General features: G+C 47.8%; 16 protein-coding genes. 14 read left to right on the top strand and 2 right to left on the bottom strand.

Annotation, left to right across the window (positions count from 1 at the left end; translation table 11 throughout):
* Nucleotides 1-28 precede the first annotated feature (28 nt).
* The 4 genes from J0X21_RS08015 to J0X21_RS08030 all read left to right on the top strand — a co-directional run bounded on the left by J0X21_RS08015 (nucleotide 29) and on the right by J0X21_RS08030 (nucleotide 4,110).
* Nucleotides 29-1,321: an ArgE/DapE family deacylase gene (locus tag J0X21_RS08015; RefSeq protein WP_206811674.1), complete on the top strand. Its 1,293-nt coding sequence runs from the start codon at nucleotides 29-31 to the stop codon at nucleotides 1,319-1,321.
* Nucleotides 1,322-1,451: 130 nt separating this feature from the next.
* A complete protein-coding gene (locus J0X21_RS15675) occupies nucleotides 1,452-1,682 on the top strand; it encodes a Uma2 family endonuclease (RefSeq protein WP_236006142.1) in 231 nt (76 codons plus the stop codon).
* 283 nt (nucleotides 1,683-1,965) lie between these two features.
* A complete protein-coding gene (locus tag J0X21_RS08025; protein WP_206811675.1) occupies nucleotides 1,966-2,409 on the top strand; it encodes a HutP family protein in 444 nt (147 codons plus the stop codon).
* Between the two features lie 297 nt (nucleotides 2,410-2,706).
* The gene (locus J0X21_RS08030) at nucleotides 2,707-4,110 is read left to right on the top strand and encodes an ammonium transporter (protein WP_209011342.1); all 1,404 of its coding nucleotides are present in this window, start codon (nucleotides 2,707-2,709) and stop codon (nucleotides 4,108-4,110) included.
* 14 nt (nucleotides 4,111-4,124) lie between these two features.
* Here the strand turns inward: J0X21_RS08030 and J0X21_RS08035 are convergent, their stop codons facing one another.
* Nucleotides 4,125-4,463 (bottom strand): P-II family nitrogen regulator, encoded by a 339-nt coding sequence (locus J0X21_RS08035; RefSeq protein WP_206811676.1) that lies wholly within the window; start codon nucleotides 4,461-4,463, stop codon nucleotides 4,125-4,127.
* 573 nt (nucleotides 4,464-5,036) lie between these two features.
* Between J0X21_RS08035 and J0X21_RS08040 the strand changes: the two genes are divergently transcribed.
* The 10 genes from J0X21_RS08040 to J0X21_RS08085 are packed head-to-tail and all read left to right on the top strand — an operon-like array spanning nucleotide 5,037 to nucleotide 14,559.
* On the top strand, nucleotides 5,037-5,354 hold the full coding sequence (locus tag J0X21_RS08040; RefSeq protein ID WP_206811677.1) for a P-II family nitrogen regulator: 318 nt from the start codon (nucleotides 5,037-5,039) through the stop codon (nucleotides 5,352-5,354).
* Nucleotides 5,355-5,357: 3 nt separating this feature from the next.
* Complete coding sequence (locus J0X21_RS08045) at nucleotides 5,358-5,741, top strand: P-II family nitrogen regulator (RefSeq protein ID WP_206811678.1); 384 nt, start codon at nucleotides 5,358-5,360, stop codon at nucleotides 5,739-5,741.
* Nucleotides 5,742-5,789: 48 nt separating this feature from the next.
* A complete protein-coding gene (gene nifH, locus J0X21_RS08050; RefSeq protein ID WP_206811679.1) occupies nucleotides 5,790-6,617 on the top strand; it encodes a nitrogenase iron protein in 828 nt (275 codons plus the stop codon).
* A gap of 37 nt (nucleotides 6,618-6,654) precedes the next feature.
* Nucleotides 6,655-8,106, top strand: a complete 1,452-nt coding sequence (gene nifD / locus J0X21_RS08055; protein ID WP_206811680.1) for a nitrogenase molybdenum-iron protein alpha chain — start codon at nucleotides 6,655-6,657, stop codon at nucleotides 8,104-8,106.
* Complete coding sequence (gene nifK, locus J0X21_RS08060; RefSeq protein ID WP_206811681.1) at nucleotides 8,103-9,521, top strand: nitrogenase molybdenum-iron protein subunit beta; 1,419 nt, start codon at nucleotides 8,103-8,105, stop codon at nucleotides 9,519-9,521. The genes nifD and nifK overlap by 4 nt, the downstream gene beginning before the upstream one ends.
* Nucleotides 9,522-9,538: 17 nt before the next feature.
* Complete coding sequence (gene nifE / locus J0X21_RS08065) at nucleotides 9,539-10,915, top strand: nitrogenase iron-molybdenum cofactor biosynthesis protein NifE (protein ID WP_206811682.1); 1,377 nt, start codon at nucleotides 9,539-9,541, stop codon at nucleotides 10,913-10,915.
* On the top strand, nucleotides 10,908-12,203 hold the full coding sequence (gene nifN / locus J0X21_RS08070) for a nitrogenase iron-molybdenum cofactor biosynthesis protein NifN (protein ID WP_206811683.1): 1,296 nt from the start codon (nucleotides 10,908-10,910) through the stop codon (nucleotides 12,201-12,203). The genes nifE and nifN overlap by 8 nt, the downstream gene beginning before the upstream one ends.
* Before the next feature lie 11 nt (nucleotides 12,204-12,214).
* A complete protein-coding gene (locus J0X21_RS08075; protein ID WP_206811684.1) occupies nucleotides 12,215-12,628 on the top strand; it encodes a NifB/NifX family molybdenum-iron cluster-binding protein in 414 nt (137 codons plus the stop codon).
* Complete coding sequence (locus tag J0X21_RS08080) at nucleotides 12,597-13,439, top strand: radical SAM protein (protein ID WP_206811685.1); 843 nt, start codon at nucleotides 12,597-12,599, stop codon at nucleotides 13,437-13,439. The genes J0X21_RS08075 and J0X21_RS08080 overlap by 32 nt, the downstream gene beginning before the upstream one ends.
* Before the next feature lie 13 nt (nucleotides 13,440-13,452).
* The gene (locus J0X21_RS08085; RefSeq protein WP_206811686.1) at nucleotides 13,453-14,559 is read left to right on the top strand and encodes a homocitrate synthase/isopropylmalate synthase family protein; all 1,107 of its coding nucleotides are present in this window, start codon (nucleotides 13,453-13,455) and stop codon (nucleotides 14,557-14,559) included.
* Nucleotides 14,560-14,564: 5 nt separating this feature from the next.
* On the opposite strand, the gene J0X21_RS08090 is transcribed toward J0X21_RS08085, so the two are convergent.
* Entirely contained in the window at nucleotides 14,565-15,530 is a 966-nt protein-coding gene (locus J0X21_RS08090) for a metallophosphoesterase family protein (RefSeq protein ID WP_206811687.1), read from the bottom strand.
* Between the last annotated feature and the right edge of the window lie 194 nt (nucleotides 15,531-15,724).

The following is a 15,724-nucleotide window of genomic DNA, read 5'->3' on the forward strand; positions in this document are numbered from 1 at the left end:
TTATAGAAATTAGGAAAGGAGAGTAAGAGTGGGCGAGAAAGTAAATGAACAAATCTTAACGCAGGTACTGGCAAAAATTGATGCTCTATGGGAGGAAGAACTTTCATTCCTGCAAGCTATTGGGTGCTATCCGAGTACACTTGGCAATGAGAAGGCTGTGCAAAATTACGTGGCCAAGTATTTCCAAGAGGAGCTGGGACTTGAAGTAGATAAAATTTTTCCGGATCCTAAAGAAATAGCCGGGCATCCGGGATATTCTCCGGCGGAGTGGTCGTATGAAGGAAGACCGGTGGTAGTCGGACAATGGAAAACGGATAAACCGAAAATTGGAAAGAGTTTAATTCTCCAGGGGCATATTGATGTGGTAAGCCCCGAGCCTTTATGCTTCTGGAATTATGACCCATGGGATGCGACCATTGTTGGCAACAAGATTTACGGTCGCGGGATGCAGGATATGAAAAGTGGGATTGCGGCTATGGTTTTTGCCGTGAAAGCGATCAAAGAGTCTGGGCTTGAATTAGGGGCGGATATATTACTGGAGACGGTTATCGAAGAAGAGTGCACCGGGAATGGTGCTTTGGCTGCGCTGGAGCGTGGTTACGTTGCTGACGGAGCTTTGATTCCGGAACCTTTTGGCATGTCCGGACTAATTGCCCAAGTCGGAGTGATATGGGTGAGAGTAAGGGTAATTGGTGCGGGAAGCCATGTTGAAAGGGCAGACCGTGCTGTCAACGCTATTGAGAAGGCTTATATTCTGGTCAATGCCTTAAAAGACTATGAGAAGCACATCAACGCCAAACCGAAGCATAAGGATTTTGAACATCTTGAGCATCCGCTTAATGTTAATATTGGTCTTATTCGGGCGGGAGACTGGCCCTCGACCGTGGCATCTGAGTGTGTGTTTGAAGCCAGAGTGGGCTTATATCCTGGGCAAGACCCTTATCAGATTAAGGAAGAAGTTAAAGAATGGCTGCTACAGGCTGCCCAAGCTGATAAATGGCTCCGGCAATCTCCTCCGGAGATTACATTTTACGGTTTTCATGCAGAAGGAGCAGCTTTGGATCGAGGATTAGAGATTTTTAAGGAATTGGAGTGGGCTCATAAAACTACCACCGGGGAAGAATTTGAGTTTGGCGTTACCACCGCGACCTCGGATATGAGATTTTATAATTTGTATTATAATATCCCGGCGACCTGCTATGGCCCTTTAGGCGGGAACATGCACGGTGCGGATGAATGGGTCGATCTTGAAAGTGTCAAAGCAGTAACTAAAACTTATGCTGCTTTTATTCTGAGCTGGTGCGGAGTGCACCGCGGTTAAGTTAACAACTTATTCTTGCTGTTGTTCTACTAGGAAATAAAACATAGGCTTGACTTGTTAAGAAAGTTCTGCGGATGGTATAATATGCCATAGGAAACCATTCGATGATGGGTCCGATGGAGGTACTGTTATGAGCCGGCCACACCCTAATAAGATCACGCTTGAGGAGTTTTATCAACTGCGGGAAAAAGTCGATCAGACGTTAGAATTTATTGCCGGAATTGTTTATATGACTCCTTCTCCTTCAACCAAGCATCAAAGAGTTTCCGGAAGGTTACACGCTAAACTGTTTAATTTTCTCGAAGGTAAGGAATGCGAAGTATTTCACGCTCCTTTTGATATTGAATTAAGCCGTTGCTAAATAGTGTGCAAATCTATGTCTTAAATATTGAGGGACAGTATCAACAAGTAGACGCCCTCAAAGAAATCGGTTGGGCAGCTTCTGAAATCTTAGATAGTTTTAGTGTCAATCTTAAAGATCTATTCAAATAAGCAAGTATACAATGTTCTTTGTTTTTTCTACTAGAGATTTTCGGTAGGATGCAGTATAATAATTTCATTATTAAAAAAGGCAACGGTGCCGTAAATGTCTGGATTCCCAGATAATTTACGGCACTTTTTACTTTTTCAGTAGGAGGGCTTGTATGCCGGAACGTCTTCCAAATTACAGCAGTGATAAACCTTCATTGGAACGTGCTGCCCTAGCCTTAGCATTAACCGATACACGGGAAAAAGAGGATGAGTTAAAACAGTTGTTATTTGCTCAAGGCTTGCATTGTGCGGTTACGGAAATTGGCGGCACGGTAGCAACTCTGCAACCGACAGGAAAGCTAACTCACTCCATTATATCTGCCGCAATCAATACCGGTCTGGTTAAAAAAGATTCCAAAGAAATTCATGCTGTGGTTCACGCGGCTTTGGAAGCCAGCAATGGCATCTTTATTCATACCAACAGCAATGCAAGTTTTGCGCTCAAGATTGGGATGACGACCGACAGGAAATGGATTGCTATTGCAATGTTTGGACGATCGTCATTGCACGCACTTTCAGAACATTGCCGCGTAGGACTTGGGTATATGCATTTGTAGCATCAGGAGTCTTCCTAGAGTTATAAAGTGATAAAGTGATAAAGTTAAATGTCATTACAAACTTATGGTTAAGACCATAACATATTAAATGGGTGCCAAATCCGAAGGATTTGGAGTGTCACAGTGATAAAGAGAGAACCCTTATTTATTGCAACTTTAGGGGCTCTCTCTTTTTTCATACAGGAGGAGATAAGCAGTGAAGTAAGTTGATACAGGGATTTTGAAAAATTCATATCTTGGAAATGGACTTGGTGTTACCGTGGCCAGTAATTTGTGAATTAGACAGGAGGAACAACTATGAAGAGATTATGGTCCTTAGTAATCGCACTTATAAGCATGTTAGCACTTCCCGGAACCGTCATGGCGGCAGATACCCCGGCAATCGACACCGGCGATACCAGTTTTATAATCTTTTCCACAGCCTTGGTATTTTTGATGACTCCGGGGTTGGCGCTTTTCTATGGGGGGATGGTACGAAAAAAGAACGTACTCAGTACGATTATGCATAGTTTTATCATTATGGCCGTGGCTTCAATTCAGTGGGTCGTGATCGGCTACAGCTTAGCCTTTGGTCCGGATCATGGAGGACTGATTGGAGGCCTGAACTGGCTAGGACTTGCCGGAGTTGGCATAGATCCGAATCCGGATTACGCGGCCACGATTCCGGCTTTTGTCTTTATGGCTTTTCAGCTGATGTTTGCAATAATCACACCGGCCTTGATTACCGGTTCGATCGCTGAACGCATGAGGTTTTCAGCCTTTCTAGCTTTTATTCTCTTGTGGATGACAGTTGTCTATGCTCCCTTGGCTCACTGGGTTTGGGGTGTAGGTGGGTTTCTACGGACTATGGGAGCGCTTGATTTTGCAGGTGGAACGGTCGTGCATATCAGCTCCGGGGTTTCCGGCTTAGTAGCCGCGCTGGTCCTGGGTAAACGCAAAGGGCTTGGGAAAGAACCGATGGCCCCCCATCAGATTCCCATGACTGTATTAGGGGCAGGATTGCTTTGGTTCGGGTGGTTCGGATTTAATGCGGGAAGTGCGTTGGGAGCTAACGGCTTGGCCAGTGTAGCCCTTGTCACGACCAACACCTCGGCTGCGGCAGCCGCCTTGTCCTGGATGGCTGTGGAGTGGATTCACCGGGGCAAGCCAACTGTACTCGGTGCAGCGAGCGGTGCTGTGGCCGGTTTAGTAGCCATCACTCCGGCCGCCGGGTTTGTCACCCCGCTGTCTTCGATTGTGATTGGGCTAGTCGGAGGAGTGCTCTGTTACTTCGCTGTGAGTGTACTCAAAGGGAAGCTCGGTTATGACGATGCCTTGGACGCTTTCGGTTGCCATGGTGTAGGAGGAACTTGGGGTGCGCTGGCCACCGGAATATTTGCGACGAAGACCATAAATCCCTCCGGAGCGGATGGACTCATATACGGGAACGCTGCTCAACTCGGAATTCAAGCCACGAGTGTGGGGGTAACAATAGTCCTGGCCGTGATTGCAACATTTGTTATTCTGAAAGTTGTGGGAGCCTTTGTCAAACTGCGGGCAACTTCTGAGGAAGAAGAGGCCGGATTGGATTTGTCTATGCATGGTGAAGAAGCGTATCCGGACTTCTTAGGCGGTGGGTTTGTTCCCACACACATTACAGTGTCTAAACAAGTAAAATCAGCCGCTGTTAATCCGGTTACAAGCGGACATCCTGCTCATTAAGTATGAACGAAGTCCTAAAGCCCTTTTGCTCCGCGTTCACCTGTGCGTATACGAATAGCCTCCTCAATAGGAGAAACGAATATTTTTCCATCACCAACTTCACCGGTTTTGGCTGCTTGAATGACGGCCGAAATTATGTGCTCTACCTTTTCGTCCGAAGTCACAATCTCGAGTTTTACCTTGGGCAATAGTTGTGTCCGGATTTCTTGCCCCCGGTAAATTTGGGTATAGCCTTTCTGATTACCACACCCTAACACGTTGCTGACGGTTAATCCGTTAATCCCCAATTCAGACAAGGCATTTTTTACATTCTCGAGTTTTCCGGGTCGGATTATTGCCTCTATTTTTTTCATTGTGATACTCTCCCTCAGTTAGATGCTGTCTACTTTGAGTTTGAAAATACTGAACTTTGGTTTACCTATTATAAACTTAACAAAAACTCAGACATTAATAAAGAGGGGATAAGTATTTGAGCACGTTAAACCGTTGTTTCATCTTATGTATACAGTGTTCTTTTAAAAAATCACTAGCCAAATATCCTTACTTTAAGGTATAATCACTCCAAGAATTGAAGGGTAATTATTAGTAAATCATAAGCCTCTATGGCAATGACGCCATATAAAATCTGGTGTTCCCGGATTTTTATATGGTGTTTTTTATTGCAGAAATTAAACTCAGCGTAAAAGAGAATCCAGTGTTTTTTAATAGACAATACGTGGCCTAGGCCACAGCATATTTGCAGGCATCGAATCCTGGGGATTCGAAGCGCTAGAGTGCTAGAGAGAGCCTTTTCCTGAAATGAACGAGGTTCTCTCTATTTTTATTTTTGTTTCTATTGCTGAAAGGTGGTGGTCAGGTTCTTAAGAAGAGCGAACAACCAGAGAAGCCAGTTGGCGAGACTACTTATTAAAAGGAGGAGTTTAGAAATGAAGATGATTCGATCCATTATCAGGCCAGAGAAAGCGGAAGCTGTTGCTGAAGCGCTGGCGGATGCGGGGCTGACTTCCTTAACTAAGATGCACGTCTTCGGACGGGGGCGTACCAAAGGCATACGCATTGGGGACATCGTTTATGACGAGTTTCCGAAAACCTTATTGTTGATGGTGGTCGAGGATGAGAATCTGGATCAAGCGCTTGACATTATCCTTGAAAACTCGGTAACCGGTACCATGGGAGATGGAAAAATCTTCATCACTGAAGTCGAAGAGGCTTATACCATAAGTATAGGCATGAAGGGGTTGTAAATAATGAAGGAAATTATAGCCTTTATTCGGAGGCATCAAGTTCCTCCTACGAAAAAGGCGCTTGAAAATGCCGGCTTTCCGGCGCTAACTATTCAGAGTGTCGAAGGACGCGGCAAACAGTATGGGATCGGGGGTTGGGCTGCGGAAGTTGACCCCGAACTTAATAAGGTGCTTAAACCGCAACATGCCGATGAAACGCGGATTAACTGGATTCCAAAGCGGATGCTTTCCTTGATCGTCCAAGATGATGAGGTGGAACGTGTTGTCCAAACCATTACCCAAGTCAATCAAACGGGACATGTCGGAGACGGCAAAATCTTTGTTTGCCCGCTTGTGGAAGTGATACGGGTTCGGACCAAGGAAAAGGGCAAGGATGCGGTAAGCTAAATTCTGACTACCTTAAAAAAACAATAAAAGAGTGAGGAGATGTAGAAAATGCGCCAAGTTGCAATTTATGGCAAAGGCGGAATCGGAAAATCCACAACGACCCAGAACACGGTCGCTGCGCTTGCCGAAATGGGTAAAAAGGTAACCATTGTCGGCTGTGATCCGAAAGCAGATTCCACCCGCTTGATTCTCCATAGTAAAGCCCAAGCGACTGTTATGGATCTGGCCCGGGAAAGAGGGACGGTTGAAGACCTGGAACTGGATGAGGTTCTCATGGAAGGATATGCCGGAATCCGCTGTGCCGAGTCTGGGGGGCCTGAACCGGGAGTCGGGTGTGCAGGCCGGGGAGTTATTACCGCAATTAATTTTTTAGAAGAAAACGGGGCCTATACTACAGATACGGATTATGTTTTTTACGATGTTTTAGGGGATGTGGTCTGTGGCGGATTTGCGATGCCCATCCGTGAAAACAAAGCCCAGGAGATTTATATCGTAACCTCGGGCGAGATGATGGCCATGTATGCCGCCAATAACATTTCCAAAGGAATTTTAAAGTATGCGACCACCGGCAGTGTCCGCCTGGGCGGGTTGATCTGCAACAGCCGTAAAGTGGATAAAGAATATGAACTTATCGAAGAGCTGGCCAAGCGCTTAAATACCCAGATGATCCACTTCTTGCCCCGAGATAATCAAGTACAGCGCGCGGAATTGCGGAAAATGACCGTGATCGAATACAGTCCCGAGCATCCTCAGGCCGATGAATACCGGGCTTTGGGCAGGAAAATCGATCAAAATCAGAACCTTAGCATTCCTACCCCTCTGGCCATGGAGGAATTAGAAGAACTGCTCATGGAATACGGCATTTTAGAGGAATAGGAACCCTAGAAAGAAAAAGAGATGAGGAGGGGTCGGAATGAATTCGGTAAGCCAAATGAAAGAAACGGTGGAAGAGATACTCAAGCTTTACCCTGAAAAGGCTCACAAAAACCGGAGCGAACACCTCGCCGTTAAGGATGATGAGTGCAAAGGGTGCGCCCTTAAGTCAAATGTTAAGACAGTACCCGGTGTCATGACTGCCCGGGGGTGTGCCTTCGCGGGTTCTAAAGGGGTTGTGTATGGGCCGATTAAGGATATTATCCATCTTTCGCATGGACCGGTTGGGTGCGGGTATTACTCCTGGGCTACCCGGCGCAATCTCGCTGAGGGCACGCTGGGGGTGGATAATTTCGTACCTTTTCAATTTACTTCTGATTTCCAGGAAAACGATATCGTCTATGGAGGAGATAAAAAGCTAGAACGGATCTTGCGCGAAATTGTCCAGCTTTTTCCCAATGCCAAAGGGATTTCTATTCAATCGGAATGTCCGGTTGGGCTAATCGGGGACGATATCGAGAGTGTGGCGCGGCGATTAGCGGAAGAATTAAAACTTCCCATCATACCCGTTCGCTGTGAAGGGTTCCGGGGCATCAGCCAATCTCTGGGCCATCATATTGCCAATGACAGCATCCGGGATTACATTCTGGGTAAAGCATCCCGAACGGATGTGGGGCCCTACGATGTCGGTCTGATCGGGGATTACAACATCGGTGGTGACGCTTGGGCCACTAAGAAAATCCTGGAAGAGATCGGATTAAAGGTTCGGAATGTCTGGACAGGGGACTCAACTTTGGAAATGATTCAAACCGGTCATCAGGTCAAGCTAAATCTGATTCACTGCTACCGGAGCATGAATTATATTGCCCGCCATATGGAGGAAAAATATCAAATTCCCTGGATGGAGTTCAACTTCTTTGGCCCAACCAAGATTAAAGAATCCCTGATCAAGATCGCCGAGTTTTTTGATGACACCATCCTGGAGAATGCGCGCAAAGTGATTGCCAAGTATGAGCCGATGATGGCTAAAGTCATCGAAACCTACCGTCCCCGCTTGGAAGGGAAAAAAGTGATGCTCTATGTGGGCGGACTGCGACCGCGCCACGTTATTGGAGCCTATGAAGACCTGGGGATGGAGATCATCGGAACCGGGTACGAGTTCGCGCACAGTGACGACTATGAGAGAACCTTTGAAAAAGTTCAGGAAGGCACGTTGATTTATGATGATGTCTCAGCGTATGAACTTGAAGAATTTGCCAAACGCCTGGCGCCCGATCTTATCGGTGCTGGAATTAAAGAAAAATATGTGTTTGAAAAAATGGGACTACCATTTCGACAAATGCATTCCTGGGATTATTCCGGACCCTACCATGGCTATGAGGGATTTCCCATCTTTGCCCGGGATATGGATATGGCCATCAACAGTCCTACCTGGAAGCTGATTCCAAGTCCCTGGAAGAGTTCTATCAACAAGGAGGTGGCAGCAAGATGAGTCCGGCCAATACCGTAGCAGAATGGATCAATACCAAAGACTATCACACTTTGAATTTTGAACGCAAGGACTTAGTGATTAACCCGGCCAAAGCCTGTCAACCTCTGGGTGCCATGCTTTGTGCCCTGGGAGTGGAAGGGTGTCTTCCTTTTGTTCACGGATCCCAGGGCTGCGCTGCCTATTTCAGGAACAACTTATCACGCCATTACCGTGAGCCGGTTTCCGCCGTCTCTGATTCCATGACGGAAGACGGAGCAGTCTTTGGCGGACAACGGAATCTCATTGAAGGCTTGCAAAATGCCCATACACTTTATAAGCCGAAAATGATCGCTGTTTTTACGAGTTGTATGGCTGAAGTGATCGGGGATGATATCAGCGCTTATGTCGATAAAGCTCGCCAAGAAGAGGCGATCCCCATGGATTTCCCGGTGGCTCTGGCTCATACTCCCAGTTTCAAAGGCTCTCATATTACGGGGTATGACAATATGCTCAAAGGGTTCATTCAATCCTTGGCTAAGCCGCGGGATGAAAAAAACCTAAATAACCGTTTATATGTAGTGCCCGGTTTTGATCCCTATCCGGCCAACCTCAGGGAAATCAAGCGTTTGCTGGAGAAAATCGGGGTTCAGTACACGTTGCTCTCAGACTACAGTGATGTGGTCGATTCTCCCAATAACGGCACGTTCCAAATGTATCCCGGGGGAACACCTCTGCCTGAAGTAATTGAAGCCTTAAACGCTGCGGGCTTCTTATTCCTCCAGTCTTATTCCACCACGGCGACCCGCAAATATCTGCAAAATAAAGAAAAGATACCGACCGAATCCGTTCCGATGCCGATTGGGATTTCCAATACCGACCGCTTTTTAACCAAGGTGGCGGAGATGACAGGCAAACCCATTCCGGAGGACATCGAAGCTGAGCGCGGGCGGGCAGTCGATGCGGCGACCGATGCTCACCCCTATATCCATGGGAAGCGCTTTGCTCTCTTCGGCGATCCGGACGTCCTTTTAGGCGTCGTCAGTTTCCTGCTCGATATGGGTGGCGTCCCCGTACACATTATCTCAAGCAATGGCACTCCCATCTTTCGCAAAGAGATGGAAGGGTTGCTCAAAACCAGTCCCTATGGCCAGTCCGCAACCGTGCATGTGGGGAAAGACCTTTGGCATCTGCGCTCCTTGCTCATGAACGATCCCGTGGATTTGCTGATCGGGGATTCGCATGGTAAATATGCGGCTCGGGATGCCGGAATCCCTCTCGTCCGCATCGGTTTTCCGATCACCGACCGGGTAAACCTCCACCGCTCCCCGATCATTGGTTACGAAGGAACGCTCAATTTGATTACGATGATCGCCAACACGTTGTTGGAAGAGAAAGACCGGAACGCGGACACTGCTCACTTTGAGCTATTGAGATAGAGTTAGGGGGGACTCGTATGTTTGTCAAACTATCGAACCTTGATTTAAAAGATAACGGAGAGATCGCAGAGAAAGGTGCACCCAAGCTTTGCATGCGGGCCCTCCCGGGCGAAGGGGCTGAACGCAGTTGCGCTTTTGACGGAGCGCGCGTAGTCCTCATGCCGATTACAGATGCAGCGCACGTGATTCACGGGCCGATTGCCTGCGCAGGCAACTCATGGGACAACAGAGGAGCGCGCTCCTCTGGGTCTCAGCTCTTCCGGCGCGGTTTGACAACCGACCTGCGGGAAAATGATGTCATTTATGGAGGAGAAGAAAAACTACGGCAAGCACTGCACGAAATTGCCGGGAAACATAAGCCGAAGGCGATTTTCGTCTATAATACGTGCGTTTCTTCCCTGATTGGGGAAAACCTTGACCTTGTCTGCCGCCAAGCCCAAACGGCCTTAAGCATTCCGGTGATACCGGTCAACGCTCCGGGATTTCTGGGAGACAAAAACATCGGCAACCGGATCGCCGGAGACGTTCTGTTGCAGTATGTCATTGGCCGGGAATTGGAGCCAAGTATTCCCTATGCGAAAAACCTCCATGCCATTAATTTAATCGGAGAATACAACATTGCCGGAGATCTATGGGGAGTTCTGCCCGAACTCAAAAACCTTGGGATTATCTTACAAACAGCAATTACCGGAGATGCCAAATTTGATGATCTCAGGTCAGCCCACCGAGCCAGTCTAAATGTCCTGGTTTGTTCCAAGAGCTTGACAAATCTTGCGCGCCATATGCAACTCAGATGGGGCATTCCATTTATCGATGCCTCATTTTATGGGGTTGAAGAAACTTCCAATGCCCTCTTAAACATTGCCAAGGCATTGGGAGATCCAGAGTTGCTGCGGCGAACCCGGCAGTATGTCAAGGAGCGGGAGATTTTTACCAGGGCCCAGCTCGCCTCCCATAAAAAGAAACTTGCAGGGAAGACCGCCATTCTCTTTACCGGTGGCATAAAGACCTGGTCCATGGTTTCCACTTTAAAAGAATTAGGAATTCAGGTCCTGGCGGGGGGCACGCAAAATTCCACCCCCGAAGATTTTTTGCGGATGAAAGCGATGATGGATCCCGCGGCCCACATTATTGAAGATACCAGTGCAGACGGCTTTTTAAGACTCATCAAGGACAAGAAACCGGATTTGATTGTAGCCGGTGGTAAAACAAAATACCTGGCCTATAAAACGCGGACCCCATTTTTGGATATCAACCATGGGCGCAAGCTTCCTTATGCCGGATATCAGGGAATGATCACTTTTGCCCAAGCGGTGACCCGAACTGTCTTCAGTCCGGTCTGGGATCTCTTAAAGCATCCATTTGCCGGTGAAAGGGGGAGCAGCTATGAGTAATACGCGACATTACGGAGGAAATCCCCAAAAAAACAGTCCGGCTTTGGGGGCCACGCTCGCCTATATGGGAATCAACGGGCTGCTGGCCATGCTTCACGGTTCTCAAGGCTGTTCGACCTTTATCAGGCTGCAGCTTTCCCGGCATTTTAAGGAACCGATTCCGCTAAATTCGACTGCATTATTGGAGGACTCCGCTATCTTTGGCGGATGGGACCATCTCAAGCAAGGAATTGTCAAATCGATTGATAAATTCCGGCCGCAAATCATCGGAGTAATGAGTACAGGATTGACTGAGACCTATGGGGATGACATGGAAAGCGCCCTGGCGGAATTGCGCCTGGAACGGCCTGACTTGGAAGATTTCCCGGTTGTCTTAAGCCGGACCCCGGATTATACGGGCTCCATGCAGGAAGGGTATCAACAAACAGTCTCATCTCTCCTGGCCACTCTCCTTAAATCTTCTGCCGCCCGTACCATTCACTCATCAAGCCAAAGTACCCTACCGGCTATCGCCCTTTTTCCCGGCGTTCATCTAAGTCCTGGGGATGTCGCGGAATTAAAAGAGATCGTCAGCCTGTTCGGGTTTCAGCCGCTGGTTGTTCCGGACTTGTCCACTTCCCTGGATGGGCATACCGAACTTGAGCCCGTTCCTGTGGTCCAGGGGGGGACTACCCTCACTGAAATCCTGCAGCTTCCTTATTGTAAAGCAGCCTTCTCGTTCGGGCTCAGCATGAACAAAGTCGGACAATATTTTCAGGAAAAGTATCAGGTTCCCCATCTTAACCTCCCCTCCCTCACCGGAGTTGCAGCCACCGACACTTTGGTGCTGGCTTTAGCGGACTTGGCCGAGAAACCGGTTCCAGCCAAACTTCAACACCAAAGAAGTCAACTGCTTGATACCTATGCTGATTATCACGACCAAATCGGGGGCAAACAGATTGCGCTGGCTTTGGAAACAGACTTGCTCTACTCCTTGGCCACGGCTTTGTTGGAAGTGGGGGCGGAAATTACAACGGCATTAGGAGCCACCGAACAAGAAATGAAGCGCTTTCCCCCAACCATCCCGGTTCAGGTGGGGGATTTGGAAGACTTGGAAGAACAGGCAGATGGAAGTAACTTAATCATTGCCAACTCGAATGGGAGACAAGCGGCATCCGCTCTCCGCCTTCCCCATTTAAGAGCGGGGCTGCCCGTGTTTGACCGGGCAGGCGAAAATCTCAAAGTTTGGACCGGCTATCGTGGTACCCGGCAATTTTTAGTTGACGTCTTAAATACTATGGCAAGTTAGGAGGAAGAGTCATGATTAAAGTTGCTTTTTGCAGTGAGGACGAAATCCACATTGATGCCCATTTTGCTCAAAGTTCCAAGGTGATTATTTATGAATTTGATCTCTTAGCGTATTGGGAGGTAGCTGCGATTAGTTTTCCAAATGCAGAGAATAGAGGTTACCCAGACCAGGAAGAAGACAAAGTAAATCAAAGGCTTAAGGTAGTCAAGGACTGTTCTATTCTCTATTGTACAAATATTGGAGGGCCGGCTGCAGCACGGCTTATTCAAAAAAACATTTATCCGTTAAAGGCTGAAGCAGGCACCTTGATCGAAGATGCAGCCCAAAGGCTGCACTACTTGCTCCAAAAAAATCCACCCCGCTGGCTGCAGAAAAAAGGAGGAGGTCTTGGAAATGCACACCTGCATTCAGGAGTTAATTCCTAACTCGATAAGTCCCCGTCTTAACCAAGGCCATCCTTGCTTTAGTACAGGAAGGCATCTTAAGGCCGGCCGCATTCATTTACCAGTGGCACCCGCCTGCAACATCTCCTGCAATTACTGTGTGCGCAAGTTTGACTGTGCGAATGAATCCCGCCCCGGTGTCACAAGTAAACTTGTCACACCTGAAGAAGCATTGGGACTAGTTCGTGAGGCAAAGGAGTCTGCCATCGGGCCATATCTAAATGTCGTGGGCATTGCCGGGCCGGGGGATCCTTTGGCGAACCCAACCACCTTTGAAACCTTGGCTTTGGTGCGGGAGCATTTTCCTGACTTAGCCCTGTGCTTGAGTACCAACGGACTGCTACTCCCGGAAAAAATCAATGACTTGGTGAGCCTGGGTGTTTCCCATCTTACGGTAACGGTTAATGCCCTGAATGAAGACACCGCTTCAGCAATCTATCGTTATATTCACTGGCAAGGGCAGACGCTGATAGGCCATGATGCCGCGCGGGTTTTGTTGGAAAACCAACTGTTGGGCATTAAATTGGCGTCAGAAGCAGGGATGACGATTAAAGTAAATACCGTGGTAATTCCCGGCTTGAATGATTACGGACTGGAGGCTCTGGCTTGGGAAGTCAAGCGCAGAGGGGCACATCTTCTAAACCTCTTGCCTCTGATTCCTCAGGGAAAATTTAGACATCATACCTCCCCAACGCCTCCAGAAATGCTAAACCACCGGCAGCGCCTGGCCTCCATTTTGCCGCAGATGACTCATTGCCAACAATGCCGGGCTGATGCGATTGGCCTGGTTTAAGGGGGAATAACCCGTGTCAGATAATGTCTGGCTTTGTGATACCACGCTCAGAGACGGGGAACAGGCTCCGGGCGTAGCGTTCAGTTACAGGGAGAAAAAAATGATCGCAACCCGGTTGGCTGCTGCCGGAATTGATGAACTGGAAGTCGGAGTTCCCGCTCTCGGTTCAGATGAGCTTGATTTGATCACAAAACTTGCGCATTTGCGCCTGCCCACGCGCTTAAGCACCTGGAACCGGGCCGTTCTATCCGACCTTGAAGCAAGTTTTCGGACAGGGGTACAGGGAGTTGGAATTTCAATTCCCGTTTCAGATCAACATCTTCAACACAAACTAAGGAAAAGCCGCTCATGGGTGCTGGAGAAAATGGGGGAATGTGTCACCCTGGCTAAGAAAGAGGGTAAATATATTTCTTTGGGTCTGGAAGATGCGAGCAGGGCAGATCTTGACTTTCTCTTGGTGATAGCTGAAGAGGCTGAGCGCCTGGGAATTGACCGGATCAGGGTGGCAGATACCTTGGGCATTTTAGATCCACTAGAAGTTTACAATCGCTTTTCCCGGTTGACCGCTCAAATTTCCATCCCGTTTGAATTCCACGCCCACAACGATCTGGGCATGGCGACCGCGAATGCGGTTACAGCCGTTAAGGCAGGATTTAAAGCGGTAAGCGTCACGGTCGGAGGTTTGGGCGAAAGGGCAGGAAATGCACCTCTCGAAGAAGTTGCGGTAGTGCTCAAGCATATTCTTAACCGAACCATTGCCTTCGATATCAGTCAGATTGATGCGCTGTGCTCCCTTGTGAGTTCGATAACACATAGAGCAATACCAAGGGCCAAGCCTATAGTGGGCGCTGATGTCTTCACCCATACTTCATCGGTTCATCTCGATGGAATCCGTAAGGACATTGTCAATTATCAGGCATTTCCTCCTGAAAGCATCGTGCGCCAACATTCAATCGCCTTTGGCAAATACTCGGGAGCGAAAGAACTTGAAGAATTGCTCAACACTGAAGGAATATATTTGGATCAGTATCAGCTGAGGAAACTTCTTATCCGGATCAGGCTGTTCAGCCGACGCACAAGCTCTCCTTTGGGACCGGCAGATATTTTACGCTTAATATAACACTCTTACTGTGCTTGAACCTTAAGCTCCTGGGTGAAAATCCAGGTCTTCTCTTTTATATCCCTTCCTTTAATCACGACCTGATTTCCTTTGACTTCAACGTAGATTCCCCGGATCAAAGACTCTCTCGTGCTTCTGCCGGTGTTATTGGGGTCTGGGACGAAGGTGTAGTGGATAGCTCCGGTATGCACCGTGGTGAAAGGAAGATTTTGCTTGACACTGGTTTGATCCAATTGGCGGTGGGTGTGTGAAGTGAACAGGACAACTTCCGGGTAGGTTGAAAGAATAGTTTTTAACTCTTTGACTACAGAGGGGTCAACTCCAACCCAGCCGTTGGTGTTATCGATATGCTGATGAAGGAAGACGAAGATCGGCTTTCCTTTTTCCCTTTTTTGGGCAAGCGTATCTCTAAACCATTTGAGCTGTTCTTGCGACAGATAAGCTTTGGTTGAATTGGTGAGGTCGGAATTGCCGCTTTCCGAGCCTAAGGATATGAAATGATAACCGTTAACCAAGGTGTCATGGTAAACTTTTTCTTCTCCGGCAAAAGCAAGATATCTGTCAATAAACGCTTTCACGTCTGCACTAGTGTTGATGCGGCCTTGCTCGTAATCAAGATACTCATGGTTCCCGATATTCTTAATGATCGTTTGTGGCAGCCGTGACTTGTTTTTGTTAAGAACCTTGGTGATGGCATCATATTGTTTGGCAGTTCCTTGATCAACAGTGTCCCCGTTTAAAACGAGCGCATCCAGAGCGGGATTTACTTCATTAATATCCTGAATCGCTTTCTGGAAGCTGTCCGTGTTCCCGTGAATATCCCCGAAAACGGCAAAGGCCAGATCTACATCGGGAGGCGCCGGATTTAGGTGCCAAAGCCTTTGCGGGTTTGCGAAGGTGAAAGCGGCTGCTCCGAAAACCAGCAACAAAATTGATATGGGAAAAATGTGTATTAATCTAAGTCTCTTCATACCTTTGTATTCACCTTTTTGGTTTCTTTTTGTTGACGGGGGGTTATCTAAGATTATATCATGATGACATGGCTGGGGGAAAATCTTGTTCACTTCGGCTGCCCGCATGATTTCAATCATGATTTCAATAATTTTTTTTTGAATTTTATGGCGTAATTTTACAGCGTAATTTTAGAGAAAAGATCATCGTTACA

This window comes from Paradesulfitobacterium ferrireducens, assembly GCF_017310645.1.
In the GTDB taxonomy this organism is placed as follows: domain Bacteria; phylum Bacillota; class Desulfitobacteriia; order Desulfitobacteriales; family Desulfitobacteriaceae; genus Paradesulfitobacterium; species Paradesulfitobacterium ferrireducens.